The 15867-nt window shown below is 43.9% G+C and carries 15 protein-coding genes; 11 read left to right on the forward strand and 4 right to left on the reverse strand.

The window, feature by feature from the left end:
- Window positions 1–203 precede the first annotated feature (203 nt).
- The 6 genes from tkt to LC20001_RS06045 all read left to right on the forward strand — a co-directional run bounded on the left by tkt (window position 204) and on the right by LC20001_RS06045 (window position 7662).
- Window positions 204–2237 (forward strand): transketolase, encoded by a 2034-nt coding sequence (gene tkt, locus LC20001_RS06020; RefSeq protein ID WP_010009764.1) that lies wholly within the window; start codon window positions 204–206, stop codon window positions 2235–2237.
- Window positions 2237–3112 carry a shikimate dehydrogenase gene (gene aroE, locus LC20001_RS06025; RefSeq protein ID WP_003678327.1) on the forward strand — a complete coding sequence of 292 codons (876 nt, stop codon included), beginning with the start codon at window positions 2237–2239 and terminating at the stop codon, window positions 3110–3112. Before tkt ends, aroE begins: the two co-directional genes overlap by 1 nt.
- A 20-nt stretch (window positions 3113–3132) precedes the next feature.
- A complete protein-coding gene (gene aroF / locus LC20001_RS06030) occupies window positions 3133–4134 on the forward strand; it encodes a 3-deoxy-7-phosphoheptulonate synthase (protein ID WP_003678326.1) in 1002 nt (333 codons plus the stop codon).
- An 81-nt stretch (window positions 4135–4215) separates the two neighbouring features.
- Complete coding sequence (gene aroB / locus LC20001_RS06035; protein WP_010009763.1) at window positions 4216–5304, forward strand: 3-dehydroquinate synthase; 1089 nt, start codon at window positions 4216–4218, stop codon at window positions 5302–5304.
- Window positions 5304–6143: a prephenate dehydratase gene (locus LC20001_RS06040; protein ID WP_010009762.1), complete on the forward strand. Its 840-nt coding sequence runs from the start codon at window positions 5304–5306 to the stop codon at window positions 6141–6143. The genes aroB and LC20001_RS06040 overlap by 1 nt, the downstream gene beginning before the upstream one ends.
- Window positions 6144–6243: 100 nt before the next feature.
- Window positions 6244–7662: an MATE family efflux transporter gene (locus LC20001_RS06045; RefSeq protein ID WP_010009761.1), complete on the forward strand. Its 1419-nt coding sequence runs from the start codon at window positions 6244–6246 to the stop codon at window positions 7660–7662.
- 42 nt (window positions 7663–7704) lie between these two features.
- On the opposite strand, the gene LC20001_RS06050 is transcribed toward LC20001_RS06045, so the two are convergent.
- A complete protein-coding gene (locus LC20001_RS06050; RefSeq protein ID WP_010009760.1) occupies window positions 7705–8217 on the reverse strand; it encodes a YbhB/YbcL family Raf kinase inhibitor-like protein in 513 nt (170 codons plus the stop codon).
- A gap of 165 nt (window positions 8218–8382) precedes the next feature.
- On the opposite strand from LC20001_RS06050, the gene proB reads away from it, so the two are divergent.
- A complete protein-coding gene (gene proB / locus LC20001_RS06055; RefSeq protein WP_010009759.1) occupies window positions 8383–9219 on the forward strand; it encodes a glutamate 5-kinase in 837 nt (278 codons plus the stop codon).
- 102 nt (window positions 9220–9321) lie between these two features.
- Window positions 9322–10569 (forward strand): glutamate-5-semialdehyde dehydrogenase, encoded by a 1248-nt coding sequence (locus tag LC20001_RS06060; protein ID WP_010009758.1) that lies wholly within the window; start codon window positions 9322–9324, stop codon window positions 10567–10569.
- A gap of 34 nt (window positions 10570–10603) precedes the next feature.
- Here LC20001_RS06060 and LC20001_RS06065 read toward each other — a convergent pair whose 3' ends face one another.
- Window positions 10604–11116: an aminoacyl-tRNA deacylase gene (locus LC20001_RS06065; RefSeq protein ID WP_003678319.1), complete on the reverse strand. Its 513-nt coding sequence runs from the start codon at window positions 11114–11116 to the stop codon at window positions 10604–10606.
- 170 nt (window positions 11117–11286) lie between these two features.
- Here LC20001_RS06065 and LC20001_RS06070 point away from each other — a divergent pair, with 170 nt between their 5' ends.
- The 3 genes from LC20001_RS06070 (at window position 11287) to LC20001_RS06080 (ending at window position 14375) form a co-directional block, all read left to right on the forward strand.
- On the forward strand, window positions 11287–12258 hold the full coding sequence (locus LC20001_RS06070; RefSeq protein ID WP_010009756.1) for a DUF2785 domain-containing protein: 972 nt from the start codon (window positions 11287–11289) through the stop codon (window positions 12256–12258).
- Window positions 12259–12285: 27 nt separating this feature from the next.
- Window positions 12286–13659, forward strand: a complete 1374-nt coding sequence (locus tag LC20001_RS06075) for a glycerophosphodiester phosphodiesterase family protein (protein ID WP_010009755.1) — start codon at window positions 12286–12288, stop codon at window positions 13657–13659.
- Between the two features lie 128 nt (window positions 13660–13787).
- Window positions 13788–14375 (forward strand): DNA-3-methyladenine glycosylase I, encoded by a 588-nt coding sequence (locus LC20001_RS06080; protein WP_010009754.1) that lies wholly within the window; start codon window positions 13788–13790, stop codon window positions 14373–14375.
- Here LC20001_RS06080 and LC20001_RS06085 read toward each other — a convergent pair.
- Together LC20001_RS06085 and LC20001_RS06090 are read right to left on the reverse strand one after the other, a co-directional pair.
- Complete coding sequence (locus tag LC20001_RS06085) at window positions 14361–15245, reverse strand: PPK2 family polyphosphate kinase (protein WP_010009753.1); 885 nt, start codon at window positions 15243–15245, stop codon at window positions 14361–14363. The genes LC20001_RS06080 and LC20001_RS06085 overlap by 15 nt on opposite strands.
- A 69-nt stretch (window positions 15246–15314) precedes the next feature.
- Window positions 15315–15812 carry a universal stress protein gene (locus tag LC20001_RS06090; RefSeq protein ID WP_010009752.1) on the reverse strand — a complete coding sequence of 166 codons (498 nt, stop codon included), beginning with the start codon at window positions 15810–15812 and terminating at the stop codon, window positions 15315–15317.
- Window positions 15813–15867: the final 55 nt, after the last annotated feature.

Raw genomic sequence — 15867 nt, forward strand, 5'->3', positions numbered from 1 at the left:
AGACACGAAGTCTGCATCTATGCGAGCCAATAGTCTTTAAGCGTGTATTAAAAACTTGGCCACATGGATGATTTAAGAAAATCAGCTGTGTGGCTTTTCTTTTTGGGAACCTTTATTAGGCTATCTCTCTAAGATGAGGTCTAAGGTCGCACAGCAAATAACATGTTGTGCGACCTTTTACTTTTACTTACGGAGGGATTTATATGTTTGATGAAACAGATCAGTTGAGTGTGAATGCATTACGGGCTTTAAGTATTGATATGATTGAGCGGGCAGGGTCAGGACATCCCGGATTACCTTTAGATGCTGCACCAATGGCTTACGTTTTATATAGTCGTCATTTACGAGTCGATCCACAAGCACCAGATTGGGTCAATCGTGATCGATTCGTCTTATCAGCAGGGCATGGTTCAGCCTTGCTATACAGCATGCTGCATTTGAGTGGTTTTCCAACCCGTATGGCTGATCTGAAACAATTCCGGCAATTACACAGTATGACGCCAGGACATCCTGAACATGGTTTGGTTGCGGGAGTTGATGCAACGACAGGCCCCTTAGGTCAAGGTTTGGGAATGGCCGTTGGGATGGCGATGGCGGAAACGCATTTGGCGGCGCAATATAATACGCCAGAACAGAAAGTGATCGATCATTTCACTTATGTGATTTGTGGTGATGGTGACTTGATGGAGGGAATCTCTCATGAGGCCGCCAGTTTAGCTGGTAACCTAAAGTTAAATAAATTAATTGTTCTGTACGATTCAAACGATGTCTCACTAGATGGTGCGACGGACCGTACTTTTTCTGATGACGCCCAACAACGATTTGCAGGTTATGGTTGGGATTACCAAAAAGTAAGTGATGGTAATAATTTGGCGGCAATCGATGCGGCAATTACAGCGGCTAAGTTGACAGACGCACCAAGTATGATCGAAATTAAAACCACAATCGGTTATGGCGCACCTAAACAAGGGACTCATTTGGTCCATGGGGCCCCCTTAGGCCAAACTGATTTGGCGGCGACTAAGCAAAGTCTTGGGTGGCAAGCAGCGCCGTTCACAGTGCCAGCAGCAGTTAAGCAACGGTTTGCTGAGCGGGTGCAGGAACGTGGCCAGGTGGCTCATCGACAATGGCAAGCATTACTAACCACCTATCAGCAGGCACAACCTAAATTAGCCGCTCAGTTACACCACGCGTTAGCACAAGAATTGCCAGTTGATTGGCAGAGTGATCTACCTAAATATCAAATTGGGGATAGTGAAGCTGGTCGGATCACGAGTCAAAAGATGATCCAAGCACTAGCGGCTAAGGTACCTAGTCTCTGGGGTGGTGCAGCTGATCTAGCTTCTTCGAATAAAACGGATATTGCTGCCAGCGGTTCCTTCAGCGCCACTGCGCGACAAGAACGCAATTTAAACTTTGGTGTTCGTGAATTTGCTGAAGCCGCAGCAATGAATGGCATTGCTTTGCACGGTGGTAGTCATGTGTTCGGTGGCACGTTCTTCGTTTTCTCAGACTATATGCGTGGTGCAATTCGTTTGGCGGCATTACAAAAATTGCCTGTGACTTATATTTTTACCCATGATTCATTGGCTGTGGGTGAAGATGGACCAACTCATGAACCGGTTGAACAATTGATGAGTCTACGAGCTATGCCTGGCATCAGTGTGATTCGTCCAGCTGATCCCAATGAAGCAGTTGCTGCTTGGCGTTTGGCAATGACTACCAATGACCGACCATCGGTGCTAGTATTAACACGGCAGGATTTGGCGGTATTAAAAGGTAGCTTAAATCACCCTGACGGTGTCAGTCGTGGCGGTTATGTGATTTCACCACAACAACGTAAACAAGCTGAAGGGATCTTACTTGCGTCTGGTTCTGAAGTTGCTTTGGTGATCGCCGCCCAACAGCGTTTGCGCAAATTCGGCCATGATGTGGCTGTAGTCTCAATGCCGTGTTTCGATCGGTTCATGCAACAACCAGCGGCTTACCGTGAAAAAGTATTGCCGCGAAATATTCGCCGGCGGGTATCAATTGAGTTGGGCGCAACACTAGGTTGGGAACGGTTCATTGGTTTAGATGGCTTAAGCCTTGGTATTGATACCTTTGGTGCTAGTGGTCCTGCTGCTGAAGTCTTGGCGGAATATGGTTTTACTAGTGATGCTGTGGTTGCTGCTTATCAGAAATTATGGCGGGCCGATAACCGGCTACAAACGCCGATTCGACGGAGTGTGATTTAATGATCGATGGTAAAACACAGTTATATGGATTCTTTGCGCATCCGGCGCAGCATAGCTTATCGCCGCTGATGTATAATACCACGTTTGCTGAACAGAAAATCAATGCAGTTTACTTAGCTTTTGATTTTACGGCTGATTTAGCTACTGCGGTTACGAGTATGCGGACTTTGAATTTTGGTGGTGCTAATCTATCCATGCCATTTAAGGCACAGGTCATTCCACTATTAGATGAGATTGCACCGGAAGCTAAGTTGATCGGTGCGGTCAATACGATCGTCAATCAAAACGGGCGCTTGATTGGCCATAGTACTGATGGTCCAGGATTCTTTGCTGGTTTGGCGCAGCAAGGGCAGACTTTTCAGAACGCTCATTTGACAATTTTAGGTGCTGGCGGTGCTGGATTAGCCATTATTGCCGCGGCTGGTCAAGCGGGTGTCACCGCGATCGATGTGTTTAAGCGGCGTAACGCCACCTACGCGTCAGTAGCAGCCAAATTGACTGAAATCGCCGCGGCGACTAAAGTAACGATTAGATTACATGATTATGCGGCTACAAATGAGTTGACCGCTGCGCTAAAAAGTAGTGATTTATTGGTCAATGCCACTAATATTGGGATGGGTGCTGGTAGTACAGCGCTACCGATACCACAGACTGTGTTGACTCAGGTACCACCAACGACTGTAGTCAGCGATGTGATCTATTTCCCTAAAGAAACGGCATTTTTAAAGGCAGCGCGACAGCTCGGACATCCTACGTATAATGGATTGCCGATGCTGATCCAGCAAGGTGTCTTAGCTTACAAACTATGGACTGGCGCTGAAATGCCCTTGGCAAAAGTAACCCAAGCATTAGAACAACAGCTCTATCAAAAATAATAAAAATGAGGTAATTAATGATGATCATACAATTAAAGACAAATGCAGACGAACAAATTATTGCGGGCTTGATTGCGCGTTTGGAAGCAACTCCAGCCACTGTTATTCGCATCAAAAACCATTTAGCAATTCCTGAAGTTAAAACGACTGAATTATCTGCTGCTGAAGCGGGTGTAGTTGCTGAAGTGATTGAAAAAACGCCAGCTGCCGTTTTAGGGAGTCGTTTGTTCCAACCAGAAGATACGATCATTAAATTGCCACATTCTGTGATCGGTGGTAAAGGTAATTTCACAATGATGGCTGGTCCTTGTTCAGTTGAATCAGAAGAACATGTCCGAAAAATGGCTAAGGTAGCTAAGGCAGGTGGTGCAACGCTATTGCGGGGTGGTGCCTATAAACCACGGACTTCACCATACAGTTTCCAAGGTTTAGGTGAAGATGGCTTGAAATACTTACGCGAAGCAGCTGATGAAAATGGTATGGACGTGATCACAGAAGTTATGGATGAGACTCACGTTGACTTGATTGCTAAGTACACGGATGTTTTCCAGATCGGTGCTCGTAACATGCAAAACTTCTCATTACTAAAGGCAGTTGGTAAAACTAACGTTCCAGTAGCATTGAAACGTGGTTTAGCTGGAACGGTCGATGATTTATTAAATGCATCAGAATACATTGCGGCTGGCGGTAATCATCAGATCATGTTGTTAGAACGCGGTATTCGAACGTTCGATAATAAATATACCCGTAATACCTTTGACTTAGCAGCGGTTCCTGTGTTGCAAAAATTATCCCATTACCCAGTGCTTGTTGACCCTAGCCATGCAGTTGGTGAATGGGATCTAGTTACACCAATGGCCCATGCCGGTGTTGCTTCTGGTGCTTCTGGTATGATCGTCGAAATTCATGATGACCCAGAACACGCATTTTCTGATGGTCCACAAGCATTGAAGCCAGATACTTACTTAAAGATGACGGAACAAGTTTACGCGATTCGTCAATTAATGGATAGTTGGGAATAAGGGTAGTGACAATCATATGCTTACTTAGTAATTTTTGCTAAGTAACTTTCAGCTTAAAGTGAGATAGAGGAAGAAGGCAGTATGTTGCAAAAAATTGAAGTTAAGTTACCACAAAAAGAATACCCGATCTACATTGAAAATGGTCTTTTGACGCAAATAGGTACCTTGGTGCGGGAGCACTGGACTAAAGTACAGCAAGTTGCGCTGATCAGTGATAGTAACGTTGCACCATTGTACGCAGAAAAGGTGCGGATTCAATTGACTAATGCAGGTTTTCAAGTCTATCTTTACACCGTGACTGCTGGTGAAGCAGCTAAATCATTAGGTGTGGCGTCTTCACTGTATGATGAATTATTAGGTGATGGCTTCACGCGTAGTGCTGGTGTGATCGCGCTTGGTGGTGGTGTGGTCGGTGATCTAGCTGGTTTTGTGGCTTCAACTTTTATGCGCGGTTTAGCCTTTATTCAAATTCCAACTTCTTTGTTAGCCCAAGTCGATAGTAGTGTTGGTGGTAAAACCGCCGTCGATCTACCGGCGGGTAAGAATTTAGTTGGAACGTTCTATCAGCCTGATGCAGTATTGATCGATCCGGCTACGTTGACGACTTTATCGCAGCGTTATTTAGTTGAGGGCTATGCGGAAGTAGTTAAAATGGCTGCCATTGCCAGCCCTGATTTTTGGCAATTGGTGACCCAAGTCCAATCGGTTGCAGCTATTTTAGATTTGGCTGAAGCATTGATCCAGGCCAGCGTGACTTTCAAAGCTAAGATTGTTATGGCGGATGAAAAAGAGGGCGGCTTACGACAAATCCTGAATTTTGGTCATACTTTTGGTCATGCAATCGAAGCCGGTGCCAATGGTGCTTTGGCGCATGGTGAAGCAATCAGTATCGGCATGGTGGCACTGACGCAGTGTTTTGAACATGCCGGCTTAACGCCAGCGGGGATGACCGCTAAATTACAGCAACAGTTAGCTGCCGTTGGGTTACCGCTAACTAGTAAATTAATTGGTCAGGCCGATTTTTATGCGCGAATCGCAAAGGATAAGAAAAATCGGGGTGGCCGGGTAAACTTGATCTATTTAAAGGCGATTGGCGAGCCAGCTATTTATCCAATGGCTCTGGCAGAATTACCACAATTTGTGGAAGAAAATCTATTGGCGGTGATGTGATGTCACCACGTTTAGCGGTGTTGGGACCAGCGGGGACCTTTAGTGATATTGCTGCACAACAATATTTGCGTCAGCAGCAGTTTGCTTGGCAATTGACTTACTATAATTCAATCGATCAAGTAGCAGCTAGCGTGCAGGCAGAAACCGAGTACGCCTTATTACCATTAGAAAATACATTGGACGGCTATGTTCAAAATACATTAGCAATTTTAAGTTATGCGGAGCTACAGGTAGTCGGTGAAGCGTTAGTGCCGGTGCGCTTTTCCTTAGCCGCAAATGCTGCTGATTTGGCCAGTATTAAGCGGATCTACGTTCAGTTTAAAACCAAGGGACAGTGTGAACGAATCCTAGCGCAGTTACCACAAGCTGAACGTTTGACCACCGAAAGTAATATGCTATCGTTTAATAAATTACAAACGGCAGCGCACGGCGACGCAGCTATTATTCCTCAATTTCATTTGGCGGAGTTACCAGATACTTTTCTGAAATTAGCTGATGTTACCGATACGACTGAAAATTATACTCGGTTTATCGTGGTCAAAAAACAGACTGCTGCTTTGCAACAAGTACAGCCGTGGCAACAAGATTTTCGAGCTTTATGTTATATTACGCCGCACACAGATCGGGCTGGCTTATTGAGTGAGATTCTCCAGGAATTTGCCCAGCGACATTTAAATTTGATCTCGATCATGTCGCGGCCTACCCGGCGTGAGTTAGGTCATTATCGCTTTTTTATTGAAATCGGTGGTCAAGCCGGCCAATCACCGGTGTTAGCGGATGCTTTGGCTCAGCTAGCACAACGGCATCACGTGAAGTACCTAGGTAGTTTTAGTCGCTAATTGCTGCCGCCATAACCAATTAAAATTTTATTTTCAATCCTCTTGCATTTTCATGAAAATCCTTGTAGACTATCCACTATTGTCTAAACGAGGTTTGAAAATGAAAGGGGATTTTGTCGTGCGTACTTTAACTGCAGGGCGGCCATTAAAATTGATTCTCTGGTTTACATTACCATTATTAATTGGTAATTTTTTCCAGCAGTTTTATAATATTGCGGATACTTTGATTGTTGGCCAGACGCTAGGGGTTGAGGCTTTGGCGGCAGTTGGTGCAACTGGTGGGATCTCGTTTCTGATCATCGGTTTTGCTCAAGGTATGACCACTGGATTATCGTTGTTAACGGCACGCCGGTTTGGTGCGCATGATTTTCGTGGTGTCCGGCGTAGTTTTGGAGTTAGCATCGTGATCAGCTTAGTTGTTGCTAGCTTATTGACGGTGATCAGTTTACGTTTCACACGTGAATTTTTAGTGATGATGGCAACACCGGTTTCAATTTTACCGCAGGCAGTTGCTTTCATTCAGATCATTTTTGCTGGGATCATCGCCTCAATGATGTTCAACTTACTATCAAACATGTTGCGTGCACTAGGTGATAGTAAAACACCGCTGATCTTTCTAATGATCGCCAGTGTAATCAATATTGGGCTTGATTTTTTGTTGATCATGGGCTTTCATTTAGGCGTTGCTGGGGCCGGTTACGCCACAGTTTCAGCGCAGATTGTGGCCAGCTTACTCTGTTTAGTTTATATTTGGCGGCACATTCCGTATTTACGAGTCACTTGGCGCGATTTGAAATGGGACAAAGCCTTGTACTGGGAACATTTACGGATGGGTTTACCACTGGGCTTTCAATCATCGGTTATCGCCATCGGTGCCATCATTTTACAAGTGGCGTTAAATGATTTAGGAACAAACGCTGTTGCCGCATCAACTGCAGCCAGTAAAATTGATCAGATCGCGACCTTGCCGATGATGTCATTGGGAATCACGCTAGGTACCTATGCTGCACAAAATTTTGGTGCCCAGGAATATGGTCGAATCATCAAAGGTGTGCGTCAGAGTTTGTTGTTATCTGTTGTTTTCAGTTTAGTACTCAGTGTACTCATTATTATCAGTGGCCGTACATTAGTGACTTTCTTCATCGGTAACGATATAGCAGTGTTAGATTTGGCGCAGACTTATTTCTTGGTGGTTGCCAGTGGCTATGTTTTTCTTGATATTTTATTTGTCATGCGCTACACACTACAGGGATTAGGCTACAGCATGATCTCGATCATTGCCGGAATTGCTGAATTAGGGATGCGCGCTTTAGCGGTTTTTGCTTTAGTCAAACCATTTGGCTATGCTGGTGCTGCTGCAGCTGAACCATTGGCGTGGATCGGCTCCTGTATTGTGTTAGTGATCACTTATTTACAGGCGATTCGGCGACTCCGTAAAGCCGAACAATTGAAACAAAAAGTTCATGGGCAACCTGCTGAACCAGTGGCAGCACCGGAATTAGAATTAGTTGAAGAGTAACGAAAAGACGTCAACCACAAAAAAGTTGACGTCTTTTTTAAATCAAGCCCGACTAGGTAACTCAATTTGAGCTTGTGCTAAAATATGGCCGGCGCTGGCGTGATAGAACTCATTCAGCCAATAGCCATTAGTTAGAGGTAATAACTGATCAAGTGCGTATACCGTTAATTGATAATTATGGGTTTTGTCCGGTGGTGTGGGGCCAATATAATGTTTGGCTGCGTCCAGATCATTATTTTTAACAAACGGTGAAGCCAGACTATTCTTACCTTGGATCAATTGAGTCGTTAAGTCACGACTGGCGTTGGCTGGTAAGGTTGTTTGTTCTGGCGCGATATTAGTTACTAACCAGTGGATCCACGGGAAACCAGCAACTGGCACGGCATCAAAGTCTAACAAAGTTAGCGCCCAGGCTTTAGTTGCGGCCGGTAACTCAGCAACTTGCACTGGGAATGAACGATTGGGACCGCCATTAGTACCACGCGCGGTATCTGGTGCATATTTACCATATTCATCAGCTAAGTACCCATTTTCAGTTGGGACAATAGGTTTCATTTGCTCACCACTTTCATTAAAATAAAACGGCTATCGTCTTTAATTTACGCGTGTTGGCTGGCTAATTCAAGTTTTGACACCGACAGCTTTGTTCACTATCGGGATTGTGGTAGAATGAGTATAATTTTAATGTAACACTAATAATTAATAAAGGATGAGTGTGTTATGGCAGAGATGCGGCAAATTGAAGCGCAACGGATCGTAGTCAAAGTGGGAACCAGTAGCCTCATTTACCCTAATAATCAATTGAATCTACACACGATCACTCGCTTAGCGCTGGTGCTCAGCGATCTGAAGAACCAGGGCAAAGAAGTGGTGCTAGTGTCATCGGGGGCGGTTGGTGTTGGGATGAATAAGTTGGGCTTGGCGCAACGACCCACAACCTTACCGGAGCAACAAGCAGTGGCGGCCGTTGGTCAGGGTGAATTAATGGGCATCTATGGCCGGGCATTTGGTACCTATAATCAAACAGTTGGTCAAATGTTGTTGACGCGTGATGTGATCGCTTATCCACAAAGCCATAGCAACGCCTTAAATACCTTTCAGAATCTACTCAAAATGAATGTGATCCCGATCGTCAATGAAAATGATAGTGTCGCAGTTGAAGAATTCAATCATTTGACTACTTTTGGTGAAAATGATGTGTTAGCGGCTATCATTACCAATCTGATCGATGCCGATCTTTTAATCGTTTTATCGGATATTGATGGCTTTTACACGGCCAATCCAGCTAAAGATAAAAACGCGCGCTTGTTGGCTGAGGTACGGCAGATCGATCAGACGACCTTAGCTGCTGCTGGCGGTCACGGCACTAGATATGGGACTGGTGGGATGGTCACCAAGTTAAAGGCAGCAAAACGAATCATTGCTAATGATCAGCAAATGGTTTTAGCTAACGGTAGCGATCCACAGATTATTTATCGGATTTTAGCTGGTGAACCTGTGGGGACATTATTTAAAGCGGCTAAAGTACAGCAATTAACTAGTGAACATCATGGCTAAGGCCATATTTCTTGCGGCAGTATTTTGCCATAGTAACATCAAGGTTAATTAGTGTGTTTTGCTAATTAACTACCTTAAAAGTGAAGTAGAGGAGGTAGTGGCATGCAATCGATCCAGGAAATGGGGCAGGCTGCTCAAGCAGCCGCGTTTACATTAGGTCAATTGGCAACAACTAAAAAAAATCAAGTTTTACTAGCGATGGCGGACGCACTAGTAGCAGCGACGCCAACAATTTTAGCCGCTAATCGACAGGACATGGCGGCGGCTAATGCCAATCAGGTACGTCAGGTGATGCGCGATCGTTTAAAATTGGATGAGCAACGAATTGAAGCAATGGCAATGGGGTTGCACCAAGTAGCAACTTTAGCCGATCCAATTGGTGTGATCGATAAAGGTTGGCAAACCGATGCGGGGTTGCAAATTGCCCAACAACGAGTGCCATTAGGCGTGATCGCAATGATCTATGAAGCGCGGCCCAACGTAACTGTTGATGCGGCGGCATTGACTTTTAAATCTGGAAATGCGGTTATTTTACGTGGTGGTAAAGAGGCGTTGCAATCTAATATTGCTTTAGCCACTGTTTTGCAGCAAGTGCTTGTTGATTTACAGTTGCCAGCGGCAGCAATCCAATTGGTCACGGATACGTCACACGAGACGGCACAAGCACTGATGCGGCTCAATGATTACGTCGATGTCTTAATTCCACGTGGCAGTGGCAAATTCATTAAAACAGTTGTCCAGACAGCGACCGTGCCGGTGATCGAAACCGGGGCTGGTAATTGTCATATTTACGTTGATGACTCTGCTGATCTAGCGATGGCCCGGGATATTATTATCAACGCAAAAACGCAACGACCAGCAGTCTGCAATGCCATGGAAAAGTTAGTGGTCAATCAGCAAGTCGCGGCGCAATTTTTACCACAGTTGGCAGCGGCATTGGCACCATATAATGTTGAGTTGCGTGGCGATGAACAAGCACAGGCAATTTTACCTACGATCACACCAGCTACTACTGAAGATTGGGCAACTGAATATAATGATTATATTTTGGCAATCAAAGTCGTACCTGACTTGGATGCGGCAATCAAGCATATTAATCGGTATAATACGAAGCATTCAGAAGCAATCATTACCAATGATTATGCGCATAGTCAGCAATTCACGAAACAAATCGATGCAGCGGTGGTTTACGTTAATGCGTCAACCCGTTTTACCGATGGTTTTGAATTTGGTTTTGGTGCGGAAATCGGTATTAGTACACAAAAATTACATGCCCGTGGACCGATGGGCTTGACTGCGCTGACCTCGACCAAGTATGTGGTTCGGGGTTCTGGTCAGATTCGTCAATAAAGCAAAAAAGCCGCATTTGCGGCTTTTTTTGCGTTCAGTCTTCTTCAGTAATATCGGCAAACTTAGCGCCAAGGAATTTGACTAGTTTACGCGGGTCTAACCGAACGGAGCGACCAATTTTACCGGAAGAAACTAAAATCTCTGGTTGGATTTTGGCAGTGGTACTGAAGTAGATTGGATAATTATATTTTTGGTGAATACCGATCGGTGTATTTGCGCCATGTTCATAGCCAGTTGTGGCAATTAATTCTTTTAGTGGCACTAAGCCAACCTTACGATTACCGGTCACTTTAGCAAATTTCTTATAGCTGATCCGTTCATCAACTGGGACAACCCCAACGATCGGGCCTGTTTTTTGGCCTGTCATGACCAAGGTTTTATAGATCATGTGGTCGTCAATATTCAATTCGCTTAATTTCAATTGACGCACATCACCATCTTGTTCAGTCGGAAATTCGTATTGCGTATAATCGATTTTGGCCTGATCAAGAATTTTTTCGACTAAAGTTTTATTTAATTTAGCGTTTTTGTCATGTTTCTTACTCACGTTCAAGATCCTTTCTGCACATGATGCTTAGTACCAGCCAGACGGTCACTAAGCACGAATGAATTAATACTTTCAATATAGCATTTTCATTGCGCAGATGCGAGCCGGCTGAACGGTTTAATGTTAAACTAGACATAAGATATTATGAAAATAAATGATGGAGGCAGCATATGACGGATGCAGTAACTGAAACGCTTCGCCAGCTGGACCAGTTAAGAACTAGATTGAGTCGCGGCGAACTTTATCAACGTTTACCTCAAAAAGTTGGTGAGTTGATCGATAATTTACCACATGAAAAAAGAACTCCGGTACCAGTGTTGAAAGACAATAAGGCGGCATTAGCGCAAATCAAGTCATTGCGCTTACAGATCAAGCAGAAAAAATTGACTGCGATCAGTGATGCTGAAATTGACTTTTTACTGGCACATTTAGCGGCAACCGATCCTTTGGTACGCGATAAAGGCGTCTATTTCTTATTTAACGATATTCTCCAAGCACGATTATTAAGTGCAGCGCAAATCAAACGAATATTTCATCGTTTACTTGACCCCAATATATTGTACGGGCATATTTTGGAGACGAAAAGTAATGCCATTTTTTTACGTTCTTTTAGTGTCATGATCTTGTCAGGAATTTTGTATGTTGATCGGATGCATTATCACACATTACAAACCGCTGATTTAGAGGAAGTCAGCCTCAAGATCTCTGCTTACATGGCAATGGAAACAGATGGTCGCGGCTATATTGGGACCCGTGGTTGGGCACACGCGTATAGTCATGTTGGCAATGTACTGGATGAACTGACTGAAAGTACGTCACTTAATCGAGCTAATAAGCTGTTTTATTTAACGGTACTGTTAGCACGTTATCAGCGATTGGAATCACCGTTGATCTTTGGTGAGGATCATCGGTTGGCGTTAGCAATCGCTAATTTGGTCAATAAAAATAAATTTTATGCGGATTATTTTTTATTGCTCTTGCAAGCTTGGCAGCGTGAATTAATGATTATGCGCCCACAAGAAAATGAAGGCTTTTGGAATTGTTGGTATAATCGCAATCGGTTATTACAAGCCTTGATCATTCGGGGTGATCTACCTCAGAAGATCCAAGATTTTTTAATGCAGATCGTTGATGTTTTTTAAGTGACTGCTAACCATGGAGTGGTTGTTGTGTTGATTATATTACTGTTGCTGAATGTAAGTAGTTACTGGGTTTATCATAACAGCGGGGGTAACCCGCTGTTGTTATTGATTTGGCTTTTGTTGGGATTAATAGCTAGTTATGCATGGGTAGAGCGTGCCCAAGCCTTAACTTGGTGGCAATTATTAGGTCATAGTCTACGTGGCAGCCTTTGGTTGCCTTTTTCTGGTTTATTAGCATTTAATTTTTGGCGGTATAGTTGGCAACCGCCAAGTGGTTTACTCGATCAATTTTTAAATCATCGCTGGCAAATTTTGCCGTTACTTTTGGTGCTTTACCTCGGTATCATTGGTTTTAGTGTGCGTCATCATTTTAGTGAATATTTACCGCACATGCTCCGCTGGCTAGGGTTACTTTTGCTGCTGGCAGTTAGTTTGCTGATCGTGCAATGGGGAAGTGATCAGATTGGCGGCACTTTCAGTCGTTATAGTGTGCGATTGCTTTGGTTAGTCTGGTTGAATGGTAAGTATCTTTTGTGGCTAGATTTATTATTGCGTTTGCGGCAACAGCAACTGGCATTAGATTATCGTTGGTTTAGTGTTGGACTTTTATTAGTAATAATTCTTGCTTGGCCAATGAGTGGTCAATTTTTTGCTAAGACGGCCACACAACCGCAAATTATTGCCCATCGAGGTGTCAATGGTCAGGGGGTACAAAATACGATCAGTGCTTTACGCTCAACGGTACCGGCACAGCCAAGTTTAGTTGAAATTGATTTGCGGACTACTCATGATCAGCAATTTATTGTTAGTCATGATGCTGATACTCAGCATTTGACGGGGCAGGCTAATAATATTGCGCACACTAATTTGGCTCACCTACAACATTTGACGTTGACGGAGAATGGACAGCACGCTCACTATGCCAGTTTTGCTGACTATTTACAGACGGCACAAAAGGTAAAGCAGCCGTTATTGATCGAATTAAAAGCGTCCGATCATTTTCAGCGAATGGCTCGTGAGTTTGTTCAGCAATACCGAACTAAATTACCAGCATCGGCGCAGTTTCATAGTGCTAGCTTAACGTTGGTCAATTTATTAAAGCAGGCGCGGTTCACACCGGTTGGCTATATTTTACCGTTTACGCAAACTGGGTTGCCTGCAACTCACGCTGATTTTTATAGCGTTGATTGGCGTACCTTGAATCCACTGATCGTTGCACAAGCACGGCAGCAGGGTAAACCGTTATATGTCTGGACAGTTGATCAAGTTTGGGCATTACAAGCAGTTCGTCATTTAAATACCGCTGTGGTGATCACGGATCAAACAAGTCAAGTACAGCAACAGCTCCACCAACCGGCCGGTTATAATGGCAACTTATTATTGTTATTAGCAAATTTTTAGTTCTTTTTTGCGTATATTAATTAATAGTGTGTTTCTATAAAAGTGTCATTCAGCAGCGAGAACTAGCATCAATACTTTTATTAGCCACGCTTTCTAATTAACTTATCCATTACAGGAGGACGAAAATAATGTTAGAACAACAACGCTGTCCTTGGGCACAACAACAATTACGTGTGTTTCATGACCAAGAGTGGGCGGTACCAGTTACGGCTGAAGATGAGTTATTTAAATTATTGGCATTACAGGTATGGCAGTCAGGCTTGAGCCAAAGCGTTTTATTGCGCAAACGGGCCGCAATTTGCGCGACCTTTCATGATCTAGCGCCGGAATGGTTACGACAAACCGAGACCCAAGTCTTGCTGGATCGTTTAGCTGATCCAGCATTGATCCGTAATCGGCGTAAATTATTGGCAATTCAGCATAACGCTTTTGCTTTAGATGCCTTGCATCAACAGGATGAATCGTTGTGCTATTTATTGTGGCAACGCACGCGCAAAACGCATTTTACGACTGCTACTGCAATTCCGCGTTATGATGAAACTGCGGTTCGTTTAGCAGCACAGCTCAAAAAAGTCGGCTTCCAATTTATGGGGCCGACTAATTGCTATGCTTTACTTGCCACTGCAGGCGTGCTTAATTTACATTTAACTAGTTGCTGGCGTTATCCGGTGATCAATCGAGCACAACAGATGGTGAAGGAATCACTTGGTTTCTAATTGCCATAGAATTTGTTGCAGCTCTTGGCGCCGTTGCGGACTGGTGCTCGGGTAAGCCAAAGGTAGGGTGCTTAGTTGCTGATTGATGATCTGCGAAACGATCAAACGTGAAGCCCACTTATCGTCGGAAGGAATAATATACCAAGGATCATCATTGGATGCAGTGTGCTGCAATACATCAGCATAGATCCGTTGATATTTAGGCCAAAAAGCCGCTTCGCGAATATCGGCTGCGGAGAACTTCCAGTTTTTTTCGGGTAGTTCAATGCGGCGGGCGAAGCGTTTTTTTTGTTCGGTTGGGGTGATATGAAGAAAGAATTTGAGCACCATGTAGCCGCAATGGTTCGCATAAGTTTCAAAGTGGCGTAGATCTTGATAACGCGTGCGGAAAAAATCAGTCGGAATGTCACTCAATTGATCGATCCCCGGTAAATTTTCTTGCAATAAAATTTCTGGGTGGACTTGAGTGACCAAAACATCTTCATAATAAGAACGATTAAAAACGCCGATCTGACCGCGGCGCGGAAAGACTTGATGGACGCGCCAGAGAAAATCGTGAGCCAGATCCTGTTTCGAAGGTGTTTTGAAGTTATTGACTACGATGCCTTCGGGATTGACACCACTTAAAATATGTCGGATCATGCTATCTTTGCCAGCAGCATCTAAAGCTTGAAAAATGATCAACACGCCATAACGGCTTTGGGCGTAAAGCTCATCTTGATAGCTAGCCAATTGCTTAATATTTTTATCAATCGTTGATTTAATTTCGCTGGTAGCTAGTTTAGCCGGTATAGTAGTCGGCCAAGTGGCTAATTGCAACTTCTTTTTACCAGCATAGCGATATTGGTCTAAGTCCAGAATAGATTCCATTAAAAACGCCTTCTTCTAATTGATTGTAAAGGAAAAGCCAAGAACTGACTGTTCTTGGCTTTTAATGGTTTATTCGGCTTGAATACTAGCTTTTTTACCGGCTTGATTCAAGGCTGGTTTGTTGTCCAAGTCTGTCCGTACAACAAGCACATCGCAAATTGCCGTCCGCGTTACGTATTCGGTAACGGAACCGATCAATAAACGTTCAACCGCGTTTAAGCCAGTTGCACCGATCATGATCAAGTCAATATTGTGTTCCTTAGGAATTTCCTTGGCGATGATAACTTTTGGTGCACCGTACTCAATGGCATAATTAACGTTATCTAAACCATTCTTTTTAGCGGTAGCTACATATTGTTCCATCGTTTTCTTGGCAGTGTCAGTCACTTGCTCAACCATTGCGGAATCGAAGCTAGAAACATTTTGGAAAGCACGGGTATCGACAACGTGAATCAAGAATAATTCACCGTTATTCCGTTTAGCAACTTCCACGGCTTTGCGGAAAGCTAGTTCGGCTTCGTAAGAACCATCAATAGCGACTAAAATATGTTTGTATTGTTGTAGCATAATGATCACCCCAATTATTTTTATCTCATCCTTATTGTACGTTATTTTAGGGTGA

This window comes from Loigolactobacillus coryniformis subsp. coryniformis KCTC 3167 = DSM 20001 (assembly GCF_002706425.1).
Classification (GTDB): domain Bacteria; phylum Bacillota; class Bacilli; order Lactobacillales; family Lactobacillaceae; genus Loigolactobacillus; species Loigolactobacillus coryniformis.

What these genes read in the sequence shown, in the direction of transcription:
- LC20001_RS06080 (WP_010009754.1), top strand. Translation starts at nt 13,788, where the DNA reads ATGTTAGAACAACAACGCTGTCCTTGGGCACAACAACAATTACGTGTG.
- aroF (WP_003678326.1), top strand. Translation starts at nt 3,133, where the DNA reads ATGATCATACAATTAAAGACAAATGCAGACGAACAAATTATTGCGGGC.
- proB (WP_010009759.1), top strand. Translation starts at nt 8,383, where the DNA reads ATGGCAGAGATGCGGCAAATTGAAGCGCAACGGATCGTAGTCAAAGTG.
- LC20001_RS06070 (WP_010009756.1), top strand. Translation starts at nt 11,287, where the DNA reads ATGACGGATGCAGTAACTGAAACGCTTCGCCAGCTGGACCAGTTAAGA.
- aroE (WP_003678327.1), top strand. Translation starts at nt 2,237, where the DNA reads ATGATCGATGGTAAAACACAGTTATATGGATTCTTTGCGCATCCGGCG.
- LC20001_RS06090 (WP_010009752.1), bottom strand. Translation starts at nt 15,812, where the DNA reads ATGCTACAACAATACAAACATATTTTAGTCGCTATTGATGGTTCTTAC.
- LC20001_RS06050 (WP_010009760.1), bottom strand. Translation starts at nt 8,217, where the DNA reads ATGAAACCTATTGTCCCAACTGAAAATGGGTACTTAGCTGATGAATAT.
- LC20001_RS06045 (WP_010009761.1), top strand. Translation starts at nt 6,244, where the DNA reads ATGAAAGGGGATTTTGTCGTGCGTACTTTAACTGCAGGGCGGCCATTA.
- LC20001_RS06060 (WP_010009758.1), top strand. Translation starts at nt 9,322, where the DNA reads ATGCAATCGATCCAGGAAATGGGGCAGGCTGCTCAAGCAGCCGCGTTT.
- tkt (WP_010009764.1), top strand. Translation starts at nt 204, where the DNA reads ATGTTTGATGAAACAGATCAGTTGAGTGTGAATGCATTACGGGCTTTA.
- LC20001_RS06085 (WP_010009753.1), bottom strand. Translation starts at nt 15,245, where the DNA reads ATGGAATCTATTCTGGACTTAGACCAATATCGCTATGCTGGTAAAAAG.
- LC20001_RS06040 (WP_010009762.1), top strand. Translation starts at nt 5,304, where the DNA reads ATGTCACCACGTTTAGCGGTGTTGGGACCAGCGGGGACCTTTAGTGAT.
- aroB (WP_010009763.1), top strand. Translation starts at nt 4,216, where the DNA reads ATGTTGCAAAAAATTGAAGTTAAGTTACCACAAAAAGAATACCCGATC.